The sequence below is a fragment of the Vibrio sp. T9 genome, from assembly GCF_003123985.1.
GTDB lineage: Bacteria > Pseudomonadota > Gammaproteobacteria > Enterobacterales > Vibrionaceae > Vibrio > Vibrio diabolicus.
The window spans coordinates 376,194-397,871 of record NZ_NIGY01000007.1; the positions used below are offsets into that span (position 1 = coordinate 376,194).

Genomic DNA, 21,678 nt, shown 5'->3' on the forward strand with positions numbered 1-21,678 from the left:
TTGCCTCCACTGAATCGTAAAATCAGTGTTTTTAGTCATTTTGTGTCCACGCACTGAGCTTGGTGCGCAAACGTTGCATCGCTTGACTCAGTATTTGACTTACGCGAGATTCGCTTACGCCTAACACATCGCCAATTTCTTTCAAATTGAGTTCTTCATCATAATAAAGCGAAAGAACCAAAGCTTCACGCTCTGGAATCTGTTTTATTGATTCAACCAGTGCTTTTCGAAATGATTCATCGGCAACCCCTTTGAATGGGTTACTGTCATCAGTTTCATCTGCAGGTGAAATCACATCATCAGAAACGCCTAAATCTTCAATACCGACTAATTTTGAGCAGTTGATATCGGTCAGAGCACTATGATATTGATCCAGTGTCATACCGAGATGCGTGGCTACTTCAGAATCAGTAGGATCTCTATTTAATTCGCCTTCCAGTTCCGCAATCGCTTGGTTAATCTCTCGATTATTTTTATGAACAGAACGCGGTACCCAATCGCCTTTGCGCATGTCATCTAACATTGCGCCACGAATACGGATACCTGCATAAGTTTCAAAGCTCGCACCTTTAGAACCATCATAATTCTGCTGAGCTTCGATAAGACCGATCATGCCGGCCTGAATTAAATCCTCTACCTGAACACTCGGCGGTAAACGGCCTAATAGGTGGTGAGCAATGCGCTTAACCAACACTGAGTAGCGCTCTATAAACGCTTGCTGGCTATTAAACTTGCCATGTTGGTCATAGGTTATCGCTTTATTCACCAAAAGGGTCCTCTGCGAATTCGGTACGATTTAGCAACCTTTCCACAAAAAATTCCAAGTGTCCACTTGGTGTTTTCGGTAGTGGCCACGTTAACGCTTTGTTTGCTAGTGAGCTAATAGCTAAAGCGGCAGGTGAGCGAGGGAACGCATCAACGACAATTTTTTGTCTTTTTACAGCCTGTCGTACTTTATCATCTAATGGAATACATGCTACGAGTTCAAGGCTGACATTCAAGAATCGCTCTGTGACTAGCGTCAACTTTGCAAACAATTCTCGCCCTTCACGGTAGCTTCTGACCATATTTGCTACAACTTTAAAGCGTTGGACCTGGTGTTCTTTACTTAACAGCTTAATTAACGCATATGCATCGGTGATTGAAGTTGGTTCATCACACACAACCACAACGACATCTTGAGCTGCTCGCGAAAAACTGATTACCATGTCAGAAATGCCTGCGGCGGTATCTATCAGCAGGACGTCCATTTCGTCTTCAAGACTACCAAATGCTCGAATGAGTCCAGCATGTTGAGCGTGAGAAAGCTCTGTCATGCTCTGTGTGCCAGAAGTTGCAGGGATTATCTTTATACCATAAGGCCCTTCGACAATCGCATCTTTTAGCTCACATTCACCCGCTAAGACATGTCCTAGATTGCGTTTTGCACGAATTCCGAGCATCACGTCCACATTGGCCAGACCTAAATCAGCGTCGAGAACCATCACCTTCTTGCCTTGGCGAGCCATACAAATCGCCAGACCCAGTGTTACGTTTGATTTCCCCACACCACCTTTGCCGCCAGTAACAGCAATCACTTTGGTCAACGATGGTTGTGTTAAGCGACGGAGGCCGCTTGCTTGATCGTGTATCATATTCTCAGTCATAGTAGTCCGCCGCCTTAGAGTCCTTCACTGTCACTGTTCCAAAAGTGAGGTTCGTTCTCTGTCGACTTCTCTAACAGTTCATTTGCTTTCGCAAGCATATATTTTGGTTGCGCTATCACAATGTCTTCTGGCACGCGCTGACCATTAGCGATGTAAGCCACTGGCATTGCGTTTTGAATCACTACACTGATGAATTCGCCTAGACTTAATGACTCATCAAGCTTCGTCATAATACAACCCGAAAGTGGTATGCGTCGGAAGTGATCCAGCGTTTCTTGTAGAACGCGACGTTGTGCGGTAGCTGGCAAAACAAGGTAGCTGTGAATCACTTCTCCGCTCTCTTGCATTAGAGTATCGAGCTGCTCAGAAAGCCTGACATCTCGTTGCCCCATCCCTGCCGTATCGACCAAAATCAGTCTTCTGTTTCTTAGCTGATATATAACATCGGCTAACTCGTTAGAATCTTTAGCAACTCTTACGGGACAACCCATGATTCTTCCGTAAATTGAGAGCTGCTCATGTGCACCTATGCGATATGTATCTGTTGTCACAAGGGCCACATTGTCGGCACCGTATTCCATGGCGGCACGTGCTGCGAGCTTCGCAACGGTGGTTGTTTTTCCCACCCCCGTCGGACCTAACAGTGCGACCACACCACCACGTTTTAAAATGTCCTGTTTAGGAATATTGATTTGATCCGCCACCAGCGACAACAGCGCTTTCCACGCTCGCGCTGGTTTTGTATCTTCCGGGATATAGCACGCCATTTGGTCTGCTAACTCCGGAGAAACGCCCATACGCTCTAAGCGCTTAATCAGCATTGCTCTGAGCGGCTCTCGACGTTCCACTTCCTGCCACATCAGGCCAGATACTTGATGCTCTAAAAGACGACGAATTGACGTCATCTCTTCGCGCATACTCTCCAGCTCATCTGCAGACTCTTCTCGCTCATCACTTGGACGGCGGCGATCATAGCGTGTCGGATCCAACTTCGGCGTTGGACGCTCAAATCGATTATCTTGTGCGATTAACTTCGCCAAAGGTGAATCTGGTTGATATGGCGCTGGCTTTTCTTGGTTGTAGCCGTCGCGATGCTTATTCTGGCGTTGCAATAAAGCAGAGAGCGAATCTTCATTTTCCGCTACATGATCGTCAGCATCTGCTGCACCACCACTATATTGCTTAAGCATGTTAGCGAATCGCTGCGTCATCGAGCCTGTTTTTTCGTTGTTACTGTTATTACTGTTCAGGCTAATTTTATCTTCATCTAAATGACGATCTTGATAACGATCAGCAGAAGACGATGACATTTGACGATGTTCGTTATAGCGATTCGATTGAGAAGCACCGCGATTTTGTTGTGACGCTGCGCTTGCTTGAGACGGGTTAGATTCACTATCTATCGCCGCAACAATCGCCACCCCACCAGCCACTTTCTTGTTTGACATGATCACCGCTTCCGCGCCTAACTCCTCTTTCACTTGGAGCAGCGCCGTTCTCATGTCTTTGGCAAAAAATCGCTTTATTTTCAAACTATGAATCCATTAATGATGCGTGAGATCAGTTACCCACGGCTTGCACAATTCTGATCTGTTTTTCATCCGGGATTTCTTGGTAAGACAGTACCCGGAGATTAGGTATTGTGTTCTTCACAAATTTCGCCAACGTCGAGCGTAATACACCGGAAGTAAGCAGAACGGCTGGCTCACCTTTCAATTCTTGTTCCTGTGTCGCTTGGCTCAGTGAAGACTGCAATCGTTCAGCGAGCCCCGGTTCAATCCCCGCGGATTCGCCTCCTGATGCTTGCATAGTTTGATGCAATATTTGTTCCAGCTCAGGTATCAAAGTAATCACTGGCAGCTCAGGCTCTATACCATTGATTTCTTGAACAATTAGACGTTTTAGACTAATTCGAACTGCTGCCGTCAATATGTCAGCTTCTTGACTCTTACTTGAGTACTCAGCCAAAGTTTGAACAATCGTGCGAATATCGCGGATTGGGATGGCCTCGTTTAACAAGTTTTGTAGGACTTTCACCACCACACCTAATGGTAATTGGTCAGGAACAAAGTTCTCAACCAACTTAGGTGCGCTGCGTCCTAACATTTCTAATAAATTCTCTACTTCTTCATGACCAATCAACTGCGATGCGTTGTTAGTCAATAACTGGCTCAGGTGCGTCGCTAATACTGTCGATGAGTCAACAACCGTATAACCTAACGCCTGAGCATGCTCACGCTGATCTTCGCGAATCCATACGGCTTCCAGTCCAAATGCAGGGTCAATGGTTGGCTCGCCATCAATCATGCCATACACCTGACCTGGGTTAATCGCTAGCTCTTGATCCGGACGAATCTCAGCTTCGCCGACCGCAACCCCCATTAATGTGATTCGATAGCTGTTTGGCGTCAGTTCAAGGTTGTCACGTATGTGAACCGCAGGGATTAAGAACCCAAAATCTTGCGATAGCTTTTTACGCACACCTTTTACGCGCTCTAACAGTTCTCCACCTTGGTCTCGGTCCACTAGCGGAATCAAGCGGTAACCCACTTCTAGGCCAATAATATCGACTGGCTGGACGTCGTCCCAAGATAGTTCGCGTTGTGATGAAGGCTCTGCACCTTCGTCAGCTTTCGCTGGTAAAGCCGGTTCTTTCGCTTTCTGCTTTTGGCGTTTATCGATGAAATACGCCGCCGCGCCAGCTGCGACCGCCAGACTCAAAAACGCAAAGTGTGGCATGCCCGGTACGATGCCCATCACACCGAGAATAGCTGCGGTAATCATCAGTGCTTTTGGGTTGTCGAACATCTGGAAGACCAGCTGTTCACCCATGTCTTCATCGGTGTTTTGACGTGTCACCATCATCGCCGCTGCAATCGACAGCAATAGCGATGGAATCTGTGCAACTAGGCCGTCACCAATCGTCAGCAAAGTATAGATTTCAATTGCCTCACCGAAACCCAATCCATACTGCGCCATACCGATCGACAGACCGCCTATGATGTTGATAAACAGAATCAAAATACCGGCAATCGCGTCACCTTTTACGAACTTCGAGGCACCATCCATCGAGCCGTAGAAATCCGCTTCTTTGGTCACTTCAAAACGACGAACTCTTGCCTGTTCTTGGTCTATCAATCCGGCATTTAAGTCCGCATCAATCGCCATCTGCTTACCTGGCAACGCATCAAGGGTGAAGCGAGCACTTACCTCAGAGATACGACCCGCACCTTTGGTCACCACCATAAAGTTGATGATCATTAAGATAAGGAAAACCACTAAGCCGACCGCGTAGTTACCACCAATAACGACATTACCAAACGCTTCAATTACGTTACCTGCCGCGTTGCCGCCTTCATGACCATGCAGTAAGACGACACGTGTCGAGGCAACGTTCAGTGCCAAACGCAACAAAGTCGCGATCAGCAGTACCGTCGGAAAAGCGGCAAAGTCCAACGGACGACGTGTGTAAACGGTCACTAACAACACCACCATCGACAACGCGATGTTAAAGGTGAAGAACATATCCAGCAAAAAGGCTGGAATAGGCAGCACCACCATCGCTAAGGTGGCCAAAACCATCACCGGCGCGCCAATAGCTGGCATTTCACGCTGAGGGATTCGTGGCAATTTATCTGCAAATGGCAGGCTTAACTTCATACTACGAGAGATCTCAATCGATTGAAGCGTCACGTTAGCTCTTACTATTAATACGCGACCGCTTTGGCCTAAAAGTTTAGGTATGGTTGATAATTAAGGCGTTTTAAGCAAGCTATGTACCATAATTAACGCCAAAATAATGACTAAACACTCAAGTAGAGCTTAATATCTGATTAAATTAGCCTTTTTAGAATTAGGCTTCTTTTAGCATTAGTGCCGGTGTTCTGGCGGGATTGGCAAATCGTAATCCTGAATTTTGGGGCGCTGACCACCTCGCTTTCGGTATTGCTTCAACTGGAATACAAATGCCAAAACCTGAGCCACCGCAGTAAACAATCCATCGGGGATCTCTTGTTCTAGCTCGGTAGTATGGTACAGCGCACGAGCAAGTGGCGGAGCAGGTACAATTGTGATGTCATGCTCTCGGGCGACTTCTCGAATCTTCATTGCCATGTGATCGGTGCCTTTAGCGATCACTACCGGCGCACGGTCTGTCTTCTGTTTATAACGAAGCGCAACCGAAAAGTGCTCTGGGTTGGTAACAATAACATCAGCCTGAGGAACATCTGCCATCATACGACGTTGAGCCGCTTCTCTTTGCAGCATACGAATGCGTCCTTTGACCTCTGGCTTACCCTCGGTTTCTTTATATTCGTCTTTGACTTCTTGCTTGGTCATTTTTAACTGATCAGCGTGCTGCCAGATTTGAAATGGAATATCGATGGCAACCACGATCAACAGTGAACAGCTGATCAACAAGATAAAGTTCAGCAGAATATCTAAAGCATGGAAGATGTTTTGCGGATACACATCCATACTTAATTGAATTAGATCCGCCTGCGATGCTTGGATCAAATAGATCGCGACACCAGTAACCAAAACCACTTTAAGAATTGATTTGATCAACTCTACCCAGCTTTGCATTCCGACCATCCGCTTTAAACCGCTAAGCGGATTCATTTTCGACAGCTTTGGCATAGCGGCTTGAGCAGAAAAACTGATTCCTCCCACACCCGCAGCACCAATCATGGCGGCAGTAAACAATGTCGCTAGCACCAAAAATAGAGGGAACAACAAATCGGTCATCGCCCCTAAAGCAATGTCAAATAGCTTTGCCGTATCAAAAATCTCTTCTCGTTGAAGATCAAATAAACGGCTCATGATGGAAAACAATGAACGTGCTAACGCCTCGCCAAACCACATCAGTGAAATGGCGCCAACGATCAGTACAGATGCTGATGCAAGTTCTTTAGACCGAGCAACCTGCCCCTTTTCTCTGGCTTGTTGTAACCGTCGGGGCGTGGCTTCTTCGGTGCGTTCCTGACCGTCTGATTCTGCCAATTCTTAGCACTCCAAGCGAATGAGTCGACAAATCTGCGCCTCACCCACTGTCCAGAACATTTCATAATGACTATAAAGGCCAGCCAGTATGTACCAACAAAGTAATAGGCCCACCATCAAAGCAAAAGCAAAACCAAGCGAGAAGATATTCAGCTGTGGTGCGGCACGGGTCATTACACCAAACGACAAGTTAATGGTAAGTAGTGCAATAATGCCAGATAGAGACATACTCAGTGCCGTTTGGAACATAATACCAAGCCAGCCTGCCATTTCACGGAAATCAACCGCGTTGAGCGAGCCGGAGCCAATCGGCAGTGTTTTAAAGCTGAACACGACCAGTTGCAGCATTTTCAAGTGCCCATCGGTGGCAAGGAAAAACATTGTCGTCAAAAACATGAATAGCTGACCAAGCAATGGCGTGTTCTGACCATTTGCGGGATCAACCATAGAAGCGAAACCCAAACTTGACTGCATACCCAATATTTGTCCCAACAAGACAAAAGTTTGAATCATAAATTGAGTGACCATACCCATCGCAATACCGATGATCATTTGCTCGGCAATGGTCATAAAACCCCGAAACGAGAGCAACTCAATGTCTTGAGGCACTGCAGGGATCGCTGGCATGACTGCAAAAGTGATGGCTAACCCGAGGTAAAGGCGGATTCGTGGTGAGACAAATCGAGCCCCAGTTACCGTCATCACCATCAGCATGGAAGAGATACGAACGTAGGGCCAGAAATAGTTTGCGATCCAATCTAAGACAACGCTAGTGGGGTACTCCATAGGCGCCTCTAATAAAGCACCTGAGGTAAGCGCTCAATCAAGCCATAGAAATATTCCATCAACATTTGCGTCATCCAGTGACCAAATAGCATTAGAGCCAAAAGCGTGACAATCAAACGCGGCAAGAAGCTCAATGTTTGTTCGTTGATGGAAGTCGCAGCTTGGAAAATCGCAACAATAAGGCCGATAAGCAAACTTGGGATGATAATGGCGCAGACCATGATAAGCACCATCCAAAGTGCTTCACGGAAAAGCTCGACAAACATTTCTGGTGTCATGTCTTATCCTCTATCTGCGCTTATCTAAAGGGCAAAACTGCCCGCGAGTGTCGAAAGTATCAAGTTCCAACCATCGACCAATACGAACAGCATCAACTTGAACGGCAACGAAACAATCATTGGTGACAACATCATCATACCCATTGCCATCAGTACCGACGCTACCACGAGGTCAATAATCAAAAACGGCAAGAAGAGCATAAAGCCAATCTGGAATGCAGTTTTTAGCTCCGAGGTGATGAAAGCAGGAATCAACACCGCCATCGACACATCTTCTGGGTTCTCAACTTGCTCTCCTGACATGGTTACAAACGTCTCCAAGTCTTTGATTCGGGTCTGTTTAAGCATGAACGCTTTCATTGGCGCTTGTGCAGCATCAAATGCTTCTCGAGCCGTGACTTGCTCGTTCAAATAAGGCTGAACGGCTTTATCGTTGATTTCGTTCAGGACGGGAGACATAACAAAGAAGGTCAAAAACAGCGCTATACCAATGATGACCTGATTAGACGGCGTTTGTTGCAAACCCATTGCCTGACGCAATATCGACATCACCACAACAATTCGAGTAAACGACGTCATTAAAATCACCATGGCTGGCAAGAAGCCAAGCATGGTCATTAACGCTAGGATTTGTAGCGTAACCGAGTAATCTTCACTGCCATCTGGGTTCGTGGTCATGGTAAACGCAGGGATGCCACCACCACTAGAAACGGACATAGCACGACTGGCGCCAGTATCACTTTGCATCGCCTGAACAGTGACGCTACTTCCATCAGCCAAGTTGTCAGGCAGAGCAGACTCCTCTGCCTCAGCAAACGAAAATGAAGAAAACAGCACGCCGACGAAAAGCAACAACGTGCTCAGGAGCAAACGAATCGGGTTACCCTTTGTCATGTTTTTTGATCAGTTGGCTAAATTGAGTCGCAAAAGCATTGGTCGCCAACTCTTCCTCTTTCAGTGGCTTATCTAACTTGGCTAACGTTTGGATTGATTGGCTGGTAATTCCAACCAAAAACTGCTCTTCACCCACTTGAACTACGGCGATTCTTTCTTTGGTGCCCACTGGCAACTGACTCACAATACGCAAGCCTTTTTGTTGTCCCATCGCCGGCACTTGCATACGTTTAAGTAGCCAAGCCAACAAAAGAATCACGCCGATCACAAGCACAAGCGAGCCCAGTGTCGTCGCAAGATCCAGATTATTTGGTGCGGCAGCAAATGCATAAGGAGCACTCAGCATTAAGCTCAGTGCTCCAGTGATTTGCGTCAATCGCGTTTTGATTGAGCAGCTCATCTTAACGTAGCTTCTTAATTCGTTCAGTTTGGCTGATCACATCCGTCAAACGGATACCAAACTTATCGTTCACGACCACGACTTCGCCATGCGCAATCAGTGTACCGTTGACTAATACGTCCAATGACTCGCCCGCTAGACGATCCAACTCAACAACCGAACCTTGGTTCAACTGCAATAAGTTCCGAATGCTGATTTGTGAACGACCGACTTCCATCGAAATCGTCACCGGAATATCCATGATGGTGTCGAGTTTACGACGCTCATCTTCGGTAATTGGGCTTGAAGTGTCTTTTAGCTCTTCCAGTGGCGCGGCCAATACTTCATCTACGTCAACAGAAGGTGCAGACGGGTCTTCGCCAAGAGCGGCTGCCCATTCATCTGCTAGCTTTTGATCGTCACTTGGTTCCATTTTTCTATCCTGTGTTAAGCCTTATTTAATGCCAAAGCATGTCTGTTCAATAAGGTATCTTAATCGTCTATATCGTCTTCATTCTCAAGCTCAGACATGATGTCTTTGCCCAAGAAAGCTAAATCTGTTTTGACTACATGTGGGCGCTCAATTTCCTCAGAAATTTGCACCGCTAATTTGTCTTCCGAACGGCCCATTTTTACGCGATAGGTCGGCAGGTCTTCCACAAACATTGTCGCATGTTCTGGCATTTCAATCGGGATGATGTCACCCGGTTGCAATTCCATGAGATCACGCAAAGAGATGTCTTTTTCAAGCAAGTTAACGCGGAAGTTAACCGGACAATCCATAATCTCTTCACGTAATGCTGAGCTCCAACGGACGTCTGTCTCCATCTTGTCGGACTGAACACCTGCATCCAACAGTTCACGGATCGGCTCAACCATGGAGTAAGGCATAACGACATGAAAATCGCCGCCGCCACCATCGACCTCAATGTGGAAAGAACTCACGACAATCACTTCTGTCGGGCTGACAATGTTAGCCATACTTGGGTTTACTTCAGAGTCGAGATATTCGAACTCCACCCCCATCACTGGCGACCACGCTTCTTTGTAGTCTTCAAATACAATCTTCAGCAGCAGCTGAATGATGCGGCGTTCCGTTGGGGTAAATTCGCGCCCTTCGATTTTGGCATGGAATCGACCATCCCCACCAAAGAAGTTTTCTACCAGAATAAAAACTAAGCGAGCCTCCATGGTGATCAACGCTGTACCTTTTAACGGACGAAAACGCACCATGTTCAAACTAGTTGGCACGTACAATGTGTTTTGGTATTCGCCAAACTTCATCATCTGCACGCCATTGATCGACACTTCTGCCGTTTTACGCAGCATATTAAACAGACTAATACGCATGTGTCGTGCAAAGCGCTCGTTGATAAGTTCGAGCGTCGGCATTCGACCACGTACAATCCTGTCTTGCGACGAGAAATCAAAATTGACGGCACCTTCGTTGTCGTTTTCTATCGGTTCATCGACGTCATCAACATCGTCAACCCCGTGCAATAGCGCATCAATTTCGTCTTGGCTTAATAGATCGGTCACGTTTTACCTATTGAATAACAAAATCTGTAAACAGTACTTTTTCAATCACTGGCTTACCGACCGCAGCGTTTAGCGCTGCTTTGATATCTTCGGAAGCACGATCGCGCAATTCCACTCGTCCCGTTGGAGAACGCAACTGATCAACCGTCGCCGAAGCAAACGTTGATAACAAAGAGCTCTCAATCAGTGGCGAATGGTACCGCGCCAACTCTTCATTCTCTGCGCCGCGAACCATTAACTGCGCTTTAATTTGTACCAGTCTGTCGCGACGGTCCCCAGTAACGTTAAATACAAATGCCTGAGGAAGATTCACGTAGGCAATGGGCGAGGCATCTGATGCCTTCGCTTGAACCTGTTGAGACGCTTCAGCCTGAGCTGGTTCATCAGAGCCCATGAGAAAGAACGCTGCTGCACCACCGCCAAGTAGCAATACCACAACAGCGATTATGATGATAAGTAACTTACCTTTTCCTTTCGGCGCATCGGCCCCTTGTAACTGTTCTTCTGCCATTGTTGTCTCTTATTATTCTTTTAGGTTACCGAGATGCTTAAGGAAGTCGTTTGGTAACCTTGTATTATTGCCTTTAAACGGCCTGTTATGCGTAAAAACTAATTCCATCACGCTTTGAAGCCACATTCAAATCCAGATTGACGTCAGCATCAAAGCTCTCTTCTGGTTGTCCAGAAAAACCGCTGCCTTGAGCGCTTTGACCATGTTGCTCAGCAGCATACCTACCTTGCTGCTGCCCGCTGTTTTGTTGCTGAACAGAAGAATCAGCCAGTTGCATGCCCTGCTGCGCCAACATCTCTCTCAAGCGAGGAAGTGTCTGTTCAATGATGTCACGCGCTTGCGGGTTGTTCACCGTAAAATGCACATTAGCCACATCGTTGTTCATCGTCATACGAATTTGCATACGACCTAATTCTGGTGGATCAAGACGAATATCGAGGTTTTTTAGGTTCTTCGACATCATCATTTGCACTTTTTCCGCCACTTGCTCATTGGCTAGCTCTTTGGTCAGTTGCAACGGAAGCTGAGCTTGCTGCGCGGCATCAATACGCGCTTGTTGCTGCACGTTTGTTCCTTGTTGACCCGCCATCGCCTGAAGCTGCCCTGCTAAACCATGTTGAAGTTCTGGTTTATCTTGCTTATCCGCTGTCGCTTTAAGTGCACCAGCAGTCAATGCGGCATTCACAACTTTCTGGTTAACCTCTCCGTCCTTTACGCCTTGAAGCGCCGTCGGCAAATGAGCTGCGGCCAACGCATCTGGCACCGGAGATAATGCGACTTTATCTGTACTCTGAACAGCTTGTGGCTGAGCTGATTGAGGCGCAAAACTAAGGGCTTGCTGAGACATCCCCATAGGTGTAGCCTGGCGAGCCAAATGATGTTGTACTTGCTGCTCGGCGAGAACCTGTTTAACGTCAGTAGGAAGCGCAACAAACTGGGCAAGATCTTGCTCAGGAATATCGGCAATGACCGTCCCTTTTTTCAACCCTTCTATGATCTCTGTTTCTTGCTGAGTCAGTGGTTTTCCCTGCGCCAGTTTGGTATCTATGAGTTCGAGTTCATCCAAAGAAACACGCTGAAGCCCATCAATTTTAGAGCCATCCAAACCCATCTCCAGTGGCGATAGTTCATTGGCAACGTCACCACTGACCATGCCCTTCTCGGTTGGGTGACTGACTTGTTTAGCCAGACCTTGCCAAGTAGCAAACTCAGACGAGAGCTTATCGACATCGATAGGTTGACCATGCTTATCTAAAATTGGCTCTAAGCCTTGACCGGCCATTGCCTGCACTTGTTCAAGCGATTGAGCTGATGGCATGTCATTCAAAGCAAGTTCATCAATGTCTGTTGTTTGCCCGTTGAACAAGTGTTCTAAACCCGCTCGTTGAGGCAAAACTTTGCCACTATCGATGGATGCATTATTCGCTTTCAAGGTTTGATTCGCTTGTTCAATACGACCAAGCAGCTGTTGTCCTTCACCCATCGCGCTTTTTGCGCCATTAGCAGCTGGAGGTATGTTAGAGAGTGAACCTACTTTCTCAGTGACATCAGCATCATTTTGCGAGTACGCGCCTTGTTTGGCTTCCAGTAGGCTTGCTTCATCACTTTGAATGGTGTTCGCATGCTCTGTCAGAGTGTCGCCAGAGCTTCTTTGCTCTTGAATAGCAGTATCTTGGCTTTCTTGCGCCAGCAACTCTTCGGCGTCGTTACTGCTCGCTTGAGCCACGTCTGTGACCACTTCTTGACTATCAGCTTTGCCAGACGAAAGCTTGTTAATCTCGGCACTATTTTGGTCTTCACCGTTTAGTGATTTCGTTGCTACTTTTTCTGATTTTTGTGAACCTGAAAACGCATCCGTCAAGGTTTCTAAAAATCCCTTGTTCTCCGCATTTTCTGTAGGTGCTTGTGCGGCAGAGTCAGACACTGAGGTCTTGCTCGTCGCAGACACATTGGACAAATTCACATTCATATAGAAATTCTCATTATCAGCAGCTTCGAGCGCTAGGCCGCTGCTAAATTGCACACGGTGGCAAATTTAGGTTATTGGGATGATCATCTACAAAGATATCTGCAAAAATTACGCCAATAACAAGCTCATTGCTGCAATGACAAAACGAGTGTTATAAGTGGAAGCAACATCAACTTTTAAACATTAAAAAGGCTTCGCTCGACGGCTGTAAAGCAACGTTGAAAACTCGTCCATTTGCTTTTGTTCCCGTTTGGCTTCAGCAAGCTGTTTCTCTTTCTCACGCTTTTCGATCATCCACTCATAGGATTTGCGTTCTTTGCGTACTGTTAACCAGTATTCTTGACAGTTTTCTACCTGTTCTTTGAAATGACTTTCTGCTTGTTTCTGCTTAGATAACGTTTCGTCTAGCTGGGTGAGAAAGCGATTTAAATGCCCATATTCGCTTGCCGTTAAGCCCGCCTGCCCACGGTCGATAAGCTGTTGGCAATAATCAAGGCGATACTTTTCGATTTGCTCAACCTGACGGTAATAATCTTCAAGTTCAGAGCGCGCTTTGTTCAGCGCAAGTACGGCTTGATCTTCACGCTCTTTAGTCTGCTCAAGTAGGAACTCCATCGCATTGTTCATGCGCTATCACCCGCCCAAAATGTTTCTAAGCATGTTGACGCACATATCGTATGGCACCGATTCTTTCATGCTCTGCTGTAAGTATTCGTCTAACTTTGGCTTCAATGTAAACGCGCCATCGATAGCAGGATCGGTGCCCGGTTTGTACGCCCCAATCGAGACCAAATCTTGGTTCTTGCGGCAAATCGACAAGACCTGACGTACGGCTTTCGACATCAGAACATGTTCTTCAGTGGTGATTTGCGGCATAACACGGCTCACCGACTTTTCGACGTCAATCGCAGGATAATGACCTGCATCCGCCATTTCACGGGACAGCACAATGTGACCATCAAGAATTGCCCGCGATGCATCCGCAATCGGGTCTTGTAAATCATCGCCCTCGGTCAACACGGTAAAGAACGCCGTAATTGAGCCTTGTTCGGCGCTTCCGTTACCCGCACGCTCAACCAAAGCAGGTAGCTTGGCGAACACAGATGGCGGATAGCCTTTTGTCGCTGGCGGCTCACCAACAGAAAGGGCGATTTCACGCTGCGCTTGCGCAAAACGCGTCAAGGAATCCATCAATAACAGAACGTCCAAACCTTGATCGCGAAAGTACTCGGCAATGGTTAAGGCGGTTTGACAGCCTTTCAAACGCATCAATGGTGAAGCATCGGCAGGCGCAGCCACCACAACAGAGCGACGTCGTCCATCCTCACCTAAAATCTCTTCGATAAACTCTTTAACTTCGCGTCCACGCTCACCTATCAGACCAACCACAACAACTTGTGCGGTTGTACCTCGCGTCATCATGCCAAGCGTGACCGATTTACCCACACCAGAGCCGGCAAACAGACCGATACGCTGACCTTTACCTACCGTCAATAATCCGTTAATCGCTTTCAAGCCCACATCAAGTGGCTCTGAAATTGGCTTTCGAGCCAGCGGGTTGATTGGCTCAGCATTAAAAGAGGCGCGATGATCGGTATACAACGGGCCAAGTCCATCAAGCGGATTACCAACCCCGTCAATCACTCGACCAAGCAACTCCATGCCAACAGGCAAGCCAGCGTCACTGGTTAATGGCGTCACTCTAGCGCCAGGCAAAATGCCCGTAATTTGCTCGCTTGGCATCAAAAATAGGTTATCACCTGAAAAACCGACGACCTCGGCTTCCATCTGACCGGACATGGTTTCCACTAAGCATAAACTGCCAATTGGCGCGCGACAGCCTGTCGCTTCCAACGTTAACCCAACCACTCGAACCAGTTTGCCAGAGGCAACTGGGCGCGTCGTTAAGCCTTCAACTTTGTAGTTTCTTAAACGGTCAGCCAATGCTTGCATGGATTACTCACCCTCTTGATGACGGTTTGCACCACAAAAACTGTGCAACACGCTTTTGACGCGCTCTTCCATACGGTAGTTAATGCTTGATTCACCCGCTTCAATTTGGACGTCGCCTCGATTGAGTGATGGCTCAGCAACCAACGTCCAGTTGCGGCAATCAAGGTCTTCTTCGCCGTAAGCTGAGCGAATAATCGCAACGTCTTCTGGATTCAGGTGCAAGGTAATGGGATGACCTGATATTGGCAGCGCTTCAACCGACTGCTTAACCGTGTCCAAAATAATCTGAGGGTTGGTTTGTACTTCGACATGCACGACTTCTTTAACTAAACAGAGCACCATGTCCACCAGTTGCTTTTCAACCTGAGCATTCATTAGCTCTAACGGCTGAGCAAACTGATTCGCTAAGTTCATAAAGGTTTCGACTTGCTGCTGAATATATTCTTGACCTGCGGTCACGCCTTCGGCTTTTCCAAGCTCCAGCCCTTCAGTATGGCCCGCTTGCAGGCCTTCTTCTTTGCCTTTGTCGTAACCTTGCTTAAAGCCTGCCTCTTGACCTTGATACAAACCTTCCTGATAAGCGCCTTGCTTGATCAGCTCTATCTGCTCTTCGGTTAGCTCAAGTGCTTGCTCTTCTTCTGGCTCTTCAAGATTCGGTACCCAACCCGGGTCATAGTTAAACGCGGTTTGTTTTGCTTGCTTGGCTTTGGGCTCGCCGTAATCAGGCAACCCCCAACGTTGTGGTTCGATCATCGAATCATCTTCATCAGGACGGATAAATCCACGTTTTCTTTCGCCAGCCATGGGTTACCTATTATGTATTCGATTAAGAAGTGAGGGCGCTCCGCAATAGGATAATCGCGGAGCAATAGAGATTATAAGAATTCGTCCGCACCGCCAGACAACATGAGTTCGCCTGCATCGGCCATGCGACGAGCGATCGCCAGGATTTCTTTCTGTGCCGCTTCGACATCCGCCACGCGAACTGGCGGCATCGCTTCGATGTCATCACGCATCATCTCAGCCGCTCGTTTCGACATGTTCTTAAATACCTTCTCACGCAGAGAATCGTCGGCACCTTTAAGTGCTTTTTGCAACACGTCTTGTGGTACATCACGCAGCAATTTCTGAATACCTTGATCGTCCACTTCGACTAAGTTTTCGAAGACAAACATCAAGTCTTGAATTTGCGTCGCCATGTCTTCGTCTTGATCGCGAATCTGTTCCATCAACAAACCTTCGACGTTGTTGTCTAGATAGTTCATGATCTCCGCTGCCGCTTTCAGGCCACCAATCTTGGCTGCTTGAGCGCCAGCTTGACCCGCGAACTGTTTCTCCATGATTTCGTTCAGCTCTGCCAGTGCCGATGGCTGAACTTCTTCAAGGTTGGCAATACGCATCATCAGATCCAAACGCACGCGCTCAGGGAACTGAGACAAAATCTCTGCGGATTGGTCTGCTTCTAAATAAGACAAGACGATGGTTTGGATCTGCGGGTGTTCGTTGACAATGATGCTCGCCACTTGTCGTGGGTCCATCCATTTCAGCGAATCCAAGCCTTTTGAACCCGTACCAAGTAGGATCTGGTCAACCAAGTTGTTGGCTTTGTCTTCACCAAGAGCCGCCACCAGCGCATTACGCATGAAGTCTTCGCTGCCCATGCCGATGTTGGTGTATTTCTGGATGTCCTCCAAAAACGCACGGTGAACGGCTGACACCTTGTCTTGGCTGAGATCTTTCGCCTTAGCCATCGCACTACCCACACGCTGGACCTGTTTTGGCTCTAGGTGACGAATAATGCCAGCGGCATCTTGTTCATTGAGGCTCAGTAGCAAAATTGCTGCTTTTTCTTCGCCAGTAATGGTTGAGACATCCAGCTCAACTGGCATTCCCGCGGCGTTGTCATCTTGAGGTACGATATCGTTAGCCATTGTCATTCATCCAGTTTTTCACTACTTGAGCAGCAAGTTCAGGTTCATTCGCAACCAGAGCGCGAACCGCTTTCAATACATCTTCATCTTTATGAAGGTTTGGCAAATCAATACTTGAACCAAACTCAAACAGTTCGCTGCTTTCAATGTCGCTGCCAATCAGGCTAGTTTCACCATCCGCGCCAATCGGCAAGCCGTCTGGTCCGTACATTTCGTCTTCGTCATCACTGGTAGGGTTAAGCAATTTCTTCATTGCTGGGCGAACCAGAACCAACACAACAACGATGATCACTAATGCACTTGCGAACCAACGAACCCAGTCACTGAAGTTAGGGTGCTCCCAAATTGGTGGTTCTTCCAGCTGTTCAGCCTCAGGCTCTGCAAACTTCACACTCAGTACATTCAACAAATCACCACGGCCTTGGTCAAAACCGACCGTACCAATTAAGACTTGGCGAATAGCATTGATTTCAGATTCGGACATCGGGGTATAGGTCACTTCTCCCGTATCTGGGTTGACCTGACGACGGTCCTTAATCGCAACAGAAACTGTCTGACGAGCAACCGTCCCCGTCTGCTTACGCTCATGGCTGATGGTGGTATCAAGCTCAAAGTTACGCGTGGATTCTTTACGCACCGAACCCTGTCCCATGACAGAACCGTCTTTCATCTGAGCCACATCTTGCGGAATAGAGGCATCCGCTGGAGGCTGATTACTTAACGCCCCCGGAATACCCGCTACCATATTGCCGTTATTGTAATCTTCTAATGCGTACTCACTGCGGGTTGCAGGGGTATTGGGATCAAAGCGTTTGCGAGTTTGTTCAACCGCGCTGAAATCCATTTGGATATCGACCTGCGCCGTGTAGTTGCCATAACCTAAAATAGGTAATAGCACTGAATCAATTTTTTCACGCAGCGCTTGTTCCTGGCTACGCTCTAATTCTTGCTCTTTGCGACGCGCAGCAGAAGCAGGGTCTTGAGAGCCTGAACTGAGCAAACGACCATGCTGATCTGTGACGGTAATGCGGGAAGTTTTCATTCCCGGAACGGCACTCGCCACCATGTCGACGATAGAATCAACTTCTTGCTGTTTGAGGTTCGTACCAGTCGACAGTGTCAAAAATACGGACGCTGATGCTTCTTGGTTATGACGCACAAAAACACTGTGCTTTGGTAGCGCCAATAAGACTCGCGCTTTACGAACTTGCTTCATTTCCTCAATCGCTTGAGCCAACTGACGTTCTCGACTGAGTTTAAGGCGCTCTTGCTCTAAACGTTGTGATACGCCAAAGCCCATATCTTGCAGCAAAATATCATCGCCCGCCTCTGTGGCTTGGTTTACGCCCGAGCGAACCATGCCAAGTTTGATCGAGTTGTATTCGCTCGATTCAACAGAAATGGTATTACCATCAAGCTTGTAATTGATTTTTTGCTGGTCCAGATAATCCAAAACGGGGATCAACTCTTCGGTCTCATACGCTCCAAGCGGGCGCATCTCCGGCTCTTTGACCCAAAAGAACAGCATCACGATCAATGCAACACAGATGGAGATTGACAGCACAAGTACAACTTGACGAAGTAAATCAAGGTCACCCACTGCCATATCAAATTTTGACGCACTGCGCTCCTCTAGATCTGGATTTTGACTCTCCACATCTACGTCGGAACTTGCTACCAGTGCACCATCTGAGCCGCCTTCAGTGACGGTTAAATCTGTAGACTTGTCTGCCACACTTATTACCTAAATTACACTGGCATGTTCATGAGGTCTTTATACGCCTCAACGAGTTTATTGCGAATTTGAACCGTCGCATCAAAAGCGACACTAGACTTGTTACGAGCAATCATAACGTCAGAAAGGGAAACATCGGCATCACCACGATCAAAACGGGTTTGTAAGTCACCGGATGCTTTTTGAAGTGTGTTCACGTTATTGATGGCTTTAGTTAGGAGATCATTAAAATCTGCTCCAACTTTCGCCCCACTTGCAGTAGGAGCAGTATTGGTTGCTTCTACCATCATGGCGCGCATTTCTGCCTGAATACCATCAACTTTCATTAGCACCTCTAAGCCAAAAGATTGACTATTAACAAAACTGATTATTAACACAGCAATTAACGTGCCATAAGACATTAGTTAGCGGTTTGCTTACACTTTTTGTCTTATGGCGATTGCACATGTTAATTTGGGATATCTATACCAGCATCACGCATTTTGGCAAGTTTGTAGCGCAAGGTTCGTGGGCTTATGCCCAGTTTCTCCGCCATTTCTTTGCGTCGGCCGTTACACTCCACCAAGGTTTCCAAAATAATGGCGTATTCTTGGTCACGCAGCTCGCTGCCCAAGCCTTCCCCGCCAGATACCGGACGGTTCACACTCTCAGGTTGAGCGACTGGCTTAACATTAGGTACCACCATCTCTGCATTTTGCACCACATGTTGCAAGCTGTTAGCATCTTGCCAATCCACCCCTTCTAGTAAGATGTGCTCAGCGTCGATATCACCATTCTCACTTAAGATAAGAGCTCGTTGCACCACGTTATCCAGCTCACGAACGTTACCTGGCCAAGGGTATTGCAGCAGTTTTTCTACCGCAACGGCTGAAAATTGAGGCACTGGCATCCCCATCTTGCTGCAATGACGCTCAGCAAGATGCTTGGCAAGTGGCGCAATATCGCCTTTGCGTTCGTTCAGTGCTGGCCACGCAATTGGGAACACATTCAGGCGGTAGTATAAATCTTCACGGAAGTTGCCTTCTGAGACGTACTGCTTGAGATCACGGTTACTGGTCGCGAGCACGCGTACATCCAGCTTGATGCTCTTACGACTGCCAAGGCGCTCCACTTCACGCTCTTGCAAAACACGTAATAGTTTCGCTTGCAGGTTTAAGTCCATTTCGCTGATTTCATCCAGTAAGATTGTGCCGCCTTGTGCTTGTTCAAACTTACCCGGACACGCTTGAACCGCACCAGTGAACGCGCCTTTCTCGTAACCAAATAGTGTCGCTTCCAGCATGTTATCTGGAATCGCCGCACAGTTGATCGCAACGAATGGACCATCTTTACGGTTTGATGCGTTGTGAATATAACGCGACATCACTTCTTTACCTGAGCCACTCGGACCTAGCACCATAACATTCGCATCTGTACGTGCCACTTTATCGGCCAATGCAAGTAGGCGCAGACTTTTTTCATCTGCAACGACCGCGTCACCATTGTCATCGCTTTTGATCGGTGCATATCGACTGACCATGTTCAGCAATACTTCCGGTGCAAATGGTTTCGCCATGTAGTCAATCGCGCCGTCTTTCATTGCCGACACGGCATCTTCAATGTTGGCGTACGCCGTCATTAACAGTACTGGTAAGTTAGGCCAATTCTGCTTGATGTTTTTGAGCAGAGCCAATCCGCCCATACCTGCCATTTGCACGTCAGAAACGACGATATCGACAGTATTCGATTTGAGTTTTAGTAGTGCGTCTTCCGCACAGTCAGCTTCTAACCACTCATACCCTGCCAGAGCCAGAGTATCCACTAGGGCTTCACGAAGACCTTCATCGTCTTCTACGATCAGCACTTTGCTTTGCGCCATTCTGATTCTCCAGTAATTGTTATTACCAGAAGCTGCTTATTGCGCTTCTGGTTGCACTCGCTCTAGTGGAATGCACATGGTAAAGCAGGCTCCATCACCCTGCTCTGAAATAAGTTCCAATCGACCGTCATGGGCACGGCAAACCATTTGAACAACAGCCAGCCCTAACCCGGTTCCTTGAGAACGCGTGGTAAAAAATGGCTCCATAATTTTGGCTTGTAGTTCTTCAGGTACACCCGGTCCGCTGTCTTGCACTGAAATGCGCAACTCGCCATTTACCGGGCGGAAAAAAATATCGACTTGCGACTCTTTACCAGACATCTGAATCGCATTCATGACAAGGTTGCTCAACGCGGATGCAATCGCATTCGCATTGCCTAGCAACTCAGTTTGTTCTTCTTCCACTTCTAGGCAGTAATCAATACCGTTATTTTTTAGCGCGGTTTCGACCATCGGCTGATATTCCGCCACCAACTGAGCAATCGTAAATGGCTTAATGACTTTATTATCACCACCTTTAGCAAAAAGCAGCATATCATTAACCTGCTTTTCCAAATCGTGCAGTCGATCCATTAATTTGGTTTGAAAGCGATCCCTTGTCGCTGGTGGAAGGTTTGGCGCTCCCAAATTGGATGCATATAGCATGGCGCTCGATAGCGGCGTTCTTACCTGATGAGCAAGCGAAGCTACCATACGCCCTAACGACGACAAGCGTTGTAAATCACTCACACGAGCTTGAAGTAAGCGAGTTTCGGTTAAATCGGTAATCAGGATCAATTGACCTGTCGTAGAAGCCGAAATGGCTAATCGAACTTTACGACCATTCCGCAGGGAAACTTCGTGACCATCATCCTCACGAGGATCAAACACCGCCTGAATAATGTTGAACCATTTTTCATTAACCAGTGGAATCTCAAGAATTCGGTGCGCCTCTGGGTTTGCTTCACGCACTATGCCGTACGTGTCGAGCAGAATCACTCCGGCAGGCATCACATCAAGCACCTGCTTATAGCGCTCAACCTGATTTTCTACGGAATCTAAATGGGATTGGTTGGTGTTGTTATCCATTACTGCCTGTCGAAATATCGCCGCTAAAACTAAAATAGCTTGGTAAGCAATTAGCGTACCAAGCTATTTTTTTATATTTATCATGACGTTAAGTCATCGACAATAAGTTGACACCCTCAGATAACGGTTT

The 21,678-nt window shown here is 47.3% G+C and carries 21 protein-coding genes; all 21 read right to left on the reverse strand.

Annotation, left to right across the window (positions count from 1 at the left end; translation table 11 throughout):
- Positions 1-31 precede the first annotated feature (31 nt).
- The gene (locus CBX98_RS16675) at positions 32-766 is read right to left on the reverse strand and encodes an RNA polymerase sigma factor FliA (protein WP_006741708.1); all 735 of its coding nucleotides are present in this window, start codon (positions 764-766) and stop codon (positions 32-34) included.
- Positions 759-1,646 (reverse strand): MinD/ParA family protein, encoded by an 888-nt coding sequence (locus tag CBX98_RS16680; RefSeq protein ID WP_005380498.1) that lies wholly within the window; start codon positions 1,644-1,646, stop codon positions 759-761. Before CBX98_RS16680 ends, CBX98_RS16675 begins: the two co-directional genes overlap by 8 nt.
- Before the next feature lie 14 nt (positions 1,647-1,660).
- Positions 1,661-3,178 carry a flagellar biosynthesis protein FlhF gene (gene flhF, locus CBX98_RS16685; protein WP_012841533.1) on the reverse strand — a complete coding sequence of 506 codons (1,518 nt, stop codon included), beginning with the start codon at positions 3,176-3,178 and terminating at the stop codon, positions 1,661-1,663.
- A 28-nt stretch (positions 3,179-3,206) separates the two neighbouring features.
- Positions 3,207-5,306: a flagellar biosynthesis protein FlhA gene (gene flhA, locus CBX98_RS16690; protein ID WP_041853026.1), complete on the reverse strand. Its 2,100-nt coding sequence runs from the start codon at positions 5,304-5,306 to the stop codon at positions 3,207-3,209.
- A 210-nt stretch (positions 5,307-5,516) separates the two neighbouring features.
- The gene (gene flhB, locus CBX98_RS16695; protein WP_006741705.1) at positions 5,517-6,647 is read right to left on the reverse strand and encodes a flagellar biosynthesis protein FlhB; all 1,131 of its coding nucleotides are present in this window, start codon (positions 6,645-6,647) and stop codon (positions 5,517-5,519) included.
- Between the two features lie 3 nt (positions 6,648-6,650).
- Complete coding sequence (fliR, locus tag CBX98_RS16700; protein ID WP_005384463.1) at positions 6,651-7,433, reverse strand: flagellar biosynthetic protein FliR; 783 nt, start codon at positions 7,431-7,433, stop codon at positions 6,651-6,653.
- Between the two features lie 8 nt (positions 7,434-7,441).
- Complete coding sequence (gene fliQ, locus CBX98_RS16705; RefSeq protein WP_012841532.1) at positions 7,442-7,711, reverse strand: flagellar biosynthesis protein FliQ; 270 nt, start codon at positions 7,709-7,711, stop codon at positions 7,442-7,444.
- Positions 7,712-7,735: 24 nt separating this feature from the next.
- Positions 7,736-8,605, reverse strand: a complete 870-nt coding sequence (fliP, locus tag CBX98_RS16710) for a flagellar type III secretion system pore protein FliP (protein WP_006741704.1) — start codon at positions 8,603-8,605, stop codon at positions 7,736-7,738.
- A complete protein-coding gene (fliO, locus tag CBX98_RS16715; RefSeq protein ID WP_104969689.1) occupies positions 8,592-9,005 on the reverse strand; it encodes a flagellar biosynthetic protein FliO in 414 nt (137 codons plus the stop codon). Before fliO ends, fliP begins: the two co-directional genes overlap by 14 nt.
- A 1-nt stretch (position 9,006) precedes the next feature.
- On the reverse strand, positions 9,007-9,417 hold the full coding sequence (gene fliN / locus CBX98_RS16720) for a flagellar motor switch protein FliN (protein ID WP_012841530.1): 411 nt from the start codon (positions 9,415-9,417) through the stop codon (positions 9,007-9,009).
- A gap of 59 nt (positions 9,418-9,476) precedes the next feature.
- On the reverse strand, positions 9,477-10,523 hold the full coding sequence (fliM, locus tag CBX98_RS16725; protein ID WP_006741703.1) for a flagellar motor switch protein FliM: 1,047 nt from the start codon (positions 10,521-10,523) through the stop codon (positions 9,477-9,479).
- A gap of 7 nt (positions 10,524-10,530) precedes the next feature.
- The gene (gene fliL / locus CBX98_RS16730; RefSeq protein WP_012841529.1) at positions 10,531-11,034 is read right to left on the reverse strand and encodes a flagellar basal body-associated protein FliL; all 504 of its coding nucleotides are present in this window, start codon (positions 11,032-11,034) and stop codon (positions 10,531-10,533) included.
- An 85-nt stretch (positions 11,035-11,119) separates the two neighbouring features.
- Positions 11,120-13,003: a flagellar hook-length control protein FliK gene (locus CBX98_RS16735; RefSeq protein ID WP_109169798.1), complete on the reverse strand. Its 1,884-nt coding sequence runs from the start codon at positions 13,001-13,003 to the stop codon at positions 11,120-11,122.
- A gap of 183 nt (positions 13,004-13,186) precedes the next feature.
- Positions 13,187-13,630 (reverse strand): flagellar export protein FliJ, encoded by a 444-nt coding sequence (gene fliJ, locus CBX98_RS16740; RefSeq protein WP_012841527.1) that lies wholly within the window; start codon positions 13,628-13,630, stop codon positions 13,187-13,189.
- A 6-nt stretch (positions 13,631-13,636) separates the two neighbouring features.
- The gene (fliI, locus tag CBX98_RS16745; RefSeq protein WP_006741701.1) at positions 13,637-14,956 is read right to left on the reverse strand and encodes a flagellar protein export ATPase FliI; all 1,320 of its coding nucleotides are present in this window, start codon (positions 14,954-14,956) and stop codon (positions 13,637-13,639) included.
- A 3-nt stretch (positions 14,957-14,959) separates the two neighbouring features.
- The gene (fliH, locus tag CBX98_RS16750) at positions 14,960-15,760 is read right to left on the reverse strand and encodes a flagellar assembly protein FliH (protein ID WP_109169799.1); all 801 of its coding nucleotides are present in this window, start codon (positions 15,758-15,760) and stop codon (positions 14,960-14,962) included.
- A gap of 71 nt (positions 15,761-15,831) precedes the next feature.
- Positions 15,832-16,887: a flagellar motor switch protein FliG gene (gene fliG, locus CBX98_RS16755; protein ID WP_012841526.1), complete on the reverse strand. Its 1,056-nt coding sequence runs from the start codon at positions 16,885-16,887 to the stop codon at positions 15,832-15,834.
- A complete protein-coding gene (fliF, locus tag CBX98_RS16760; protein ID WP_006741698.1) occupies positions 16,880-18,622 on the reverse strand; it encodes a flagellar basal-body MS-ring/collar protein FliF in 1,743 nt (580 codons plus the stop codon). Before fliF ends, fliG begins: the two co-directional genes overlap by 8 nt.
- Positions 18,623-18,636: 14 nt before the next feature.
- Positions 18,637-18,948, reverse strand: a complete 312-nt coding sequence (fliE, locus tag CBX98_RS16765; RefSeq protein WP_012841525.1) for a flagellar hook-basal body complex protein FliE — start codon at positions 18,946-18,948, stop codon at positions 18,637-18,639.
- 122 nt (positions 18,949-19,070) lie between these two features.
- A complete protein-coding gene (locus tag CBX98_RS16770; protein ID WP_046875536.1) occupies positions 19,071-20,480 on the reverse strand; it encodes a sigma-54 dependent transcriptional regulator in 1,410 nt (469 codons plus the stop codon).
- A 36-nt stretch (positions 20,481-20,516) separates the two neighbouring features.
- Positions 20,517-21,548, reverse strand: coding sequence for an ATP-binding protein (locus CBX98_RS16775; protein WP_046875535.1), 1,032 nt, complete (start codon positions 21,546-21,548; stop codon positions 20,517-20,519).
- Positions 21,549-21,678: the final 130 nt, after the last annotated feature.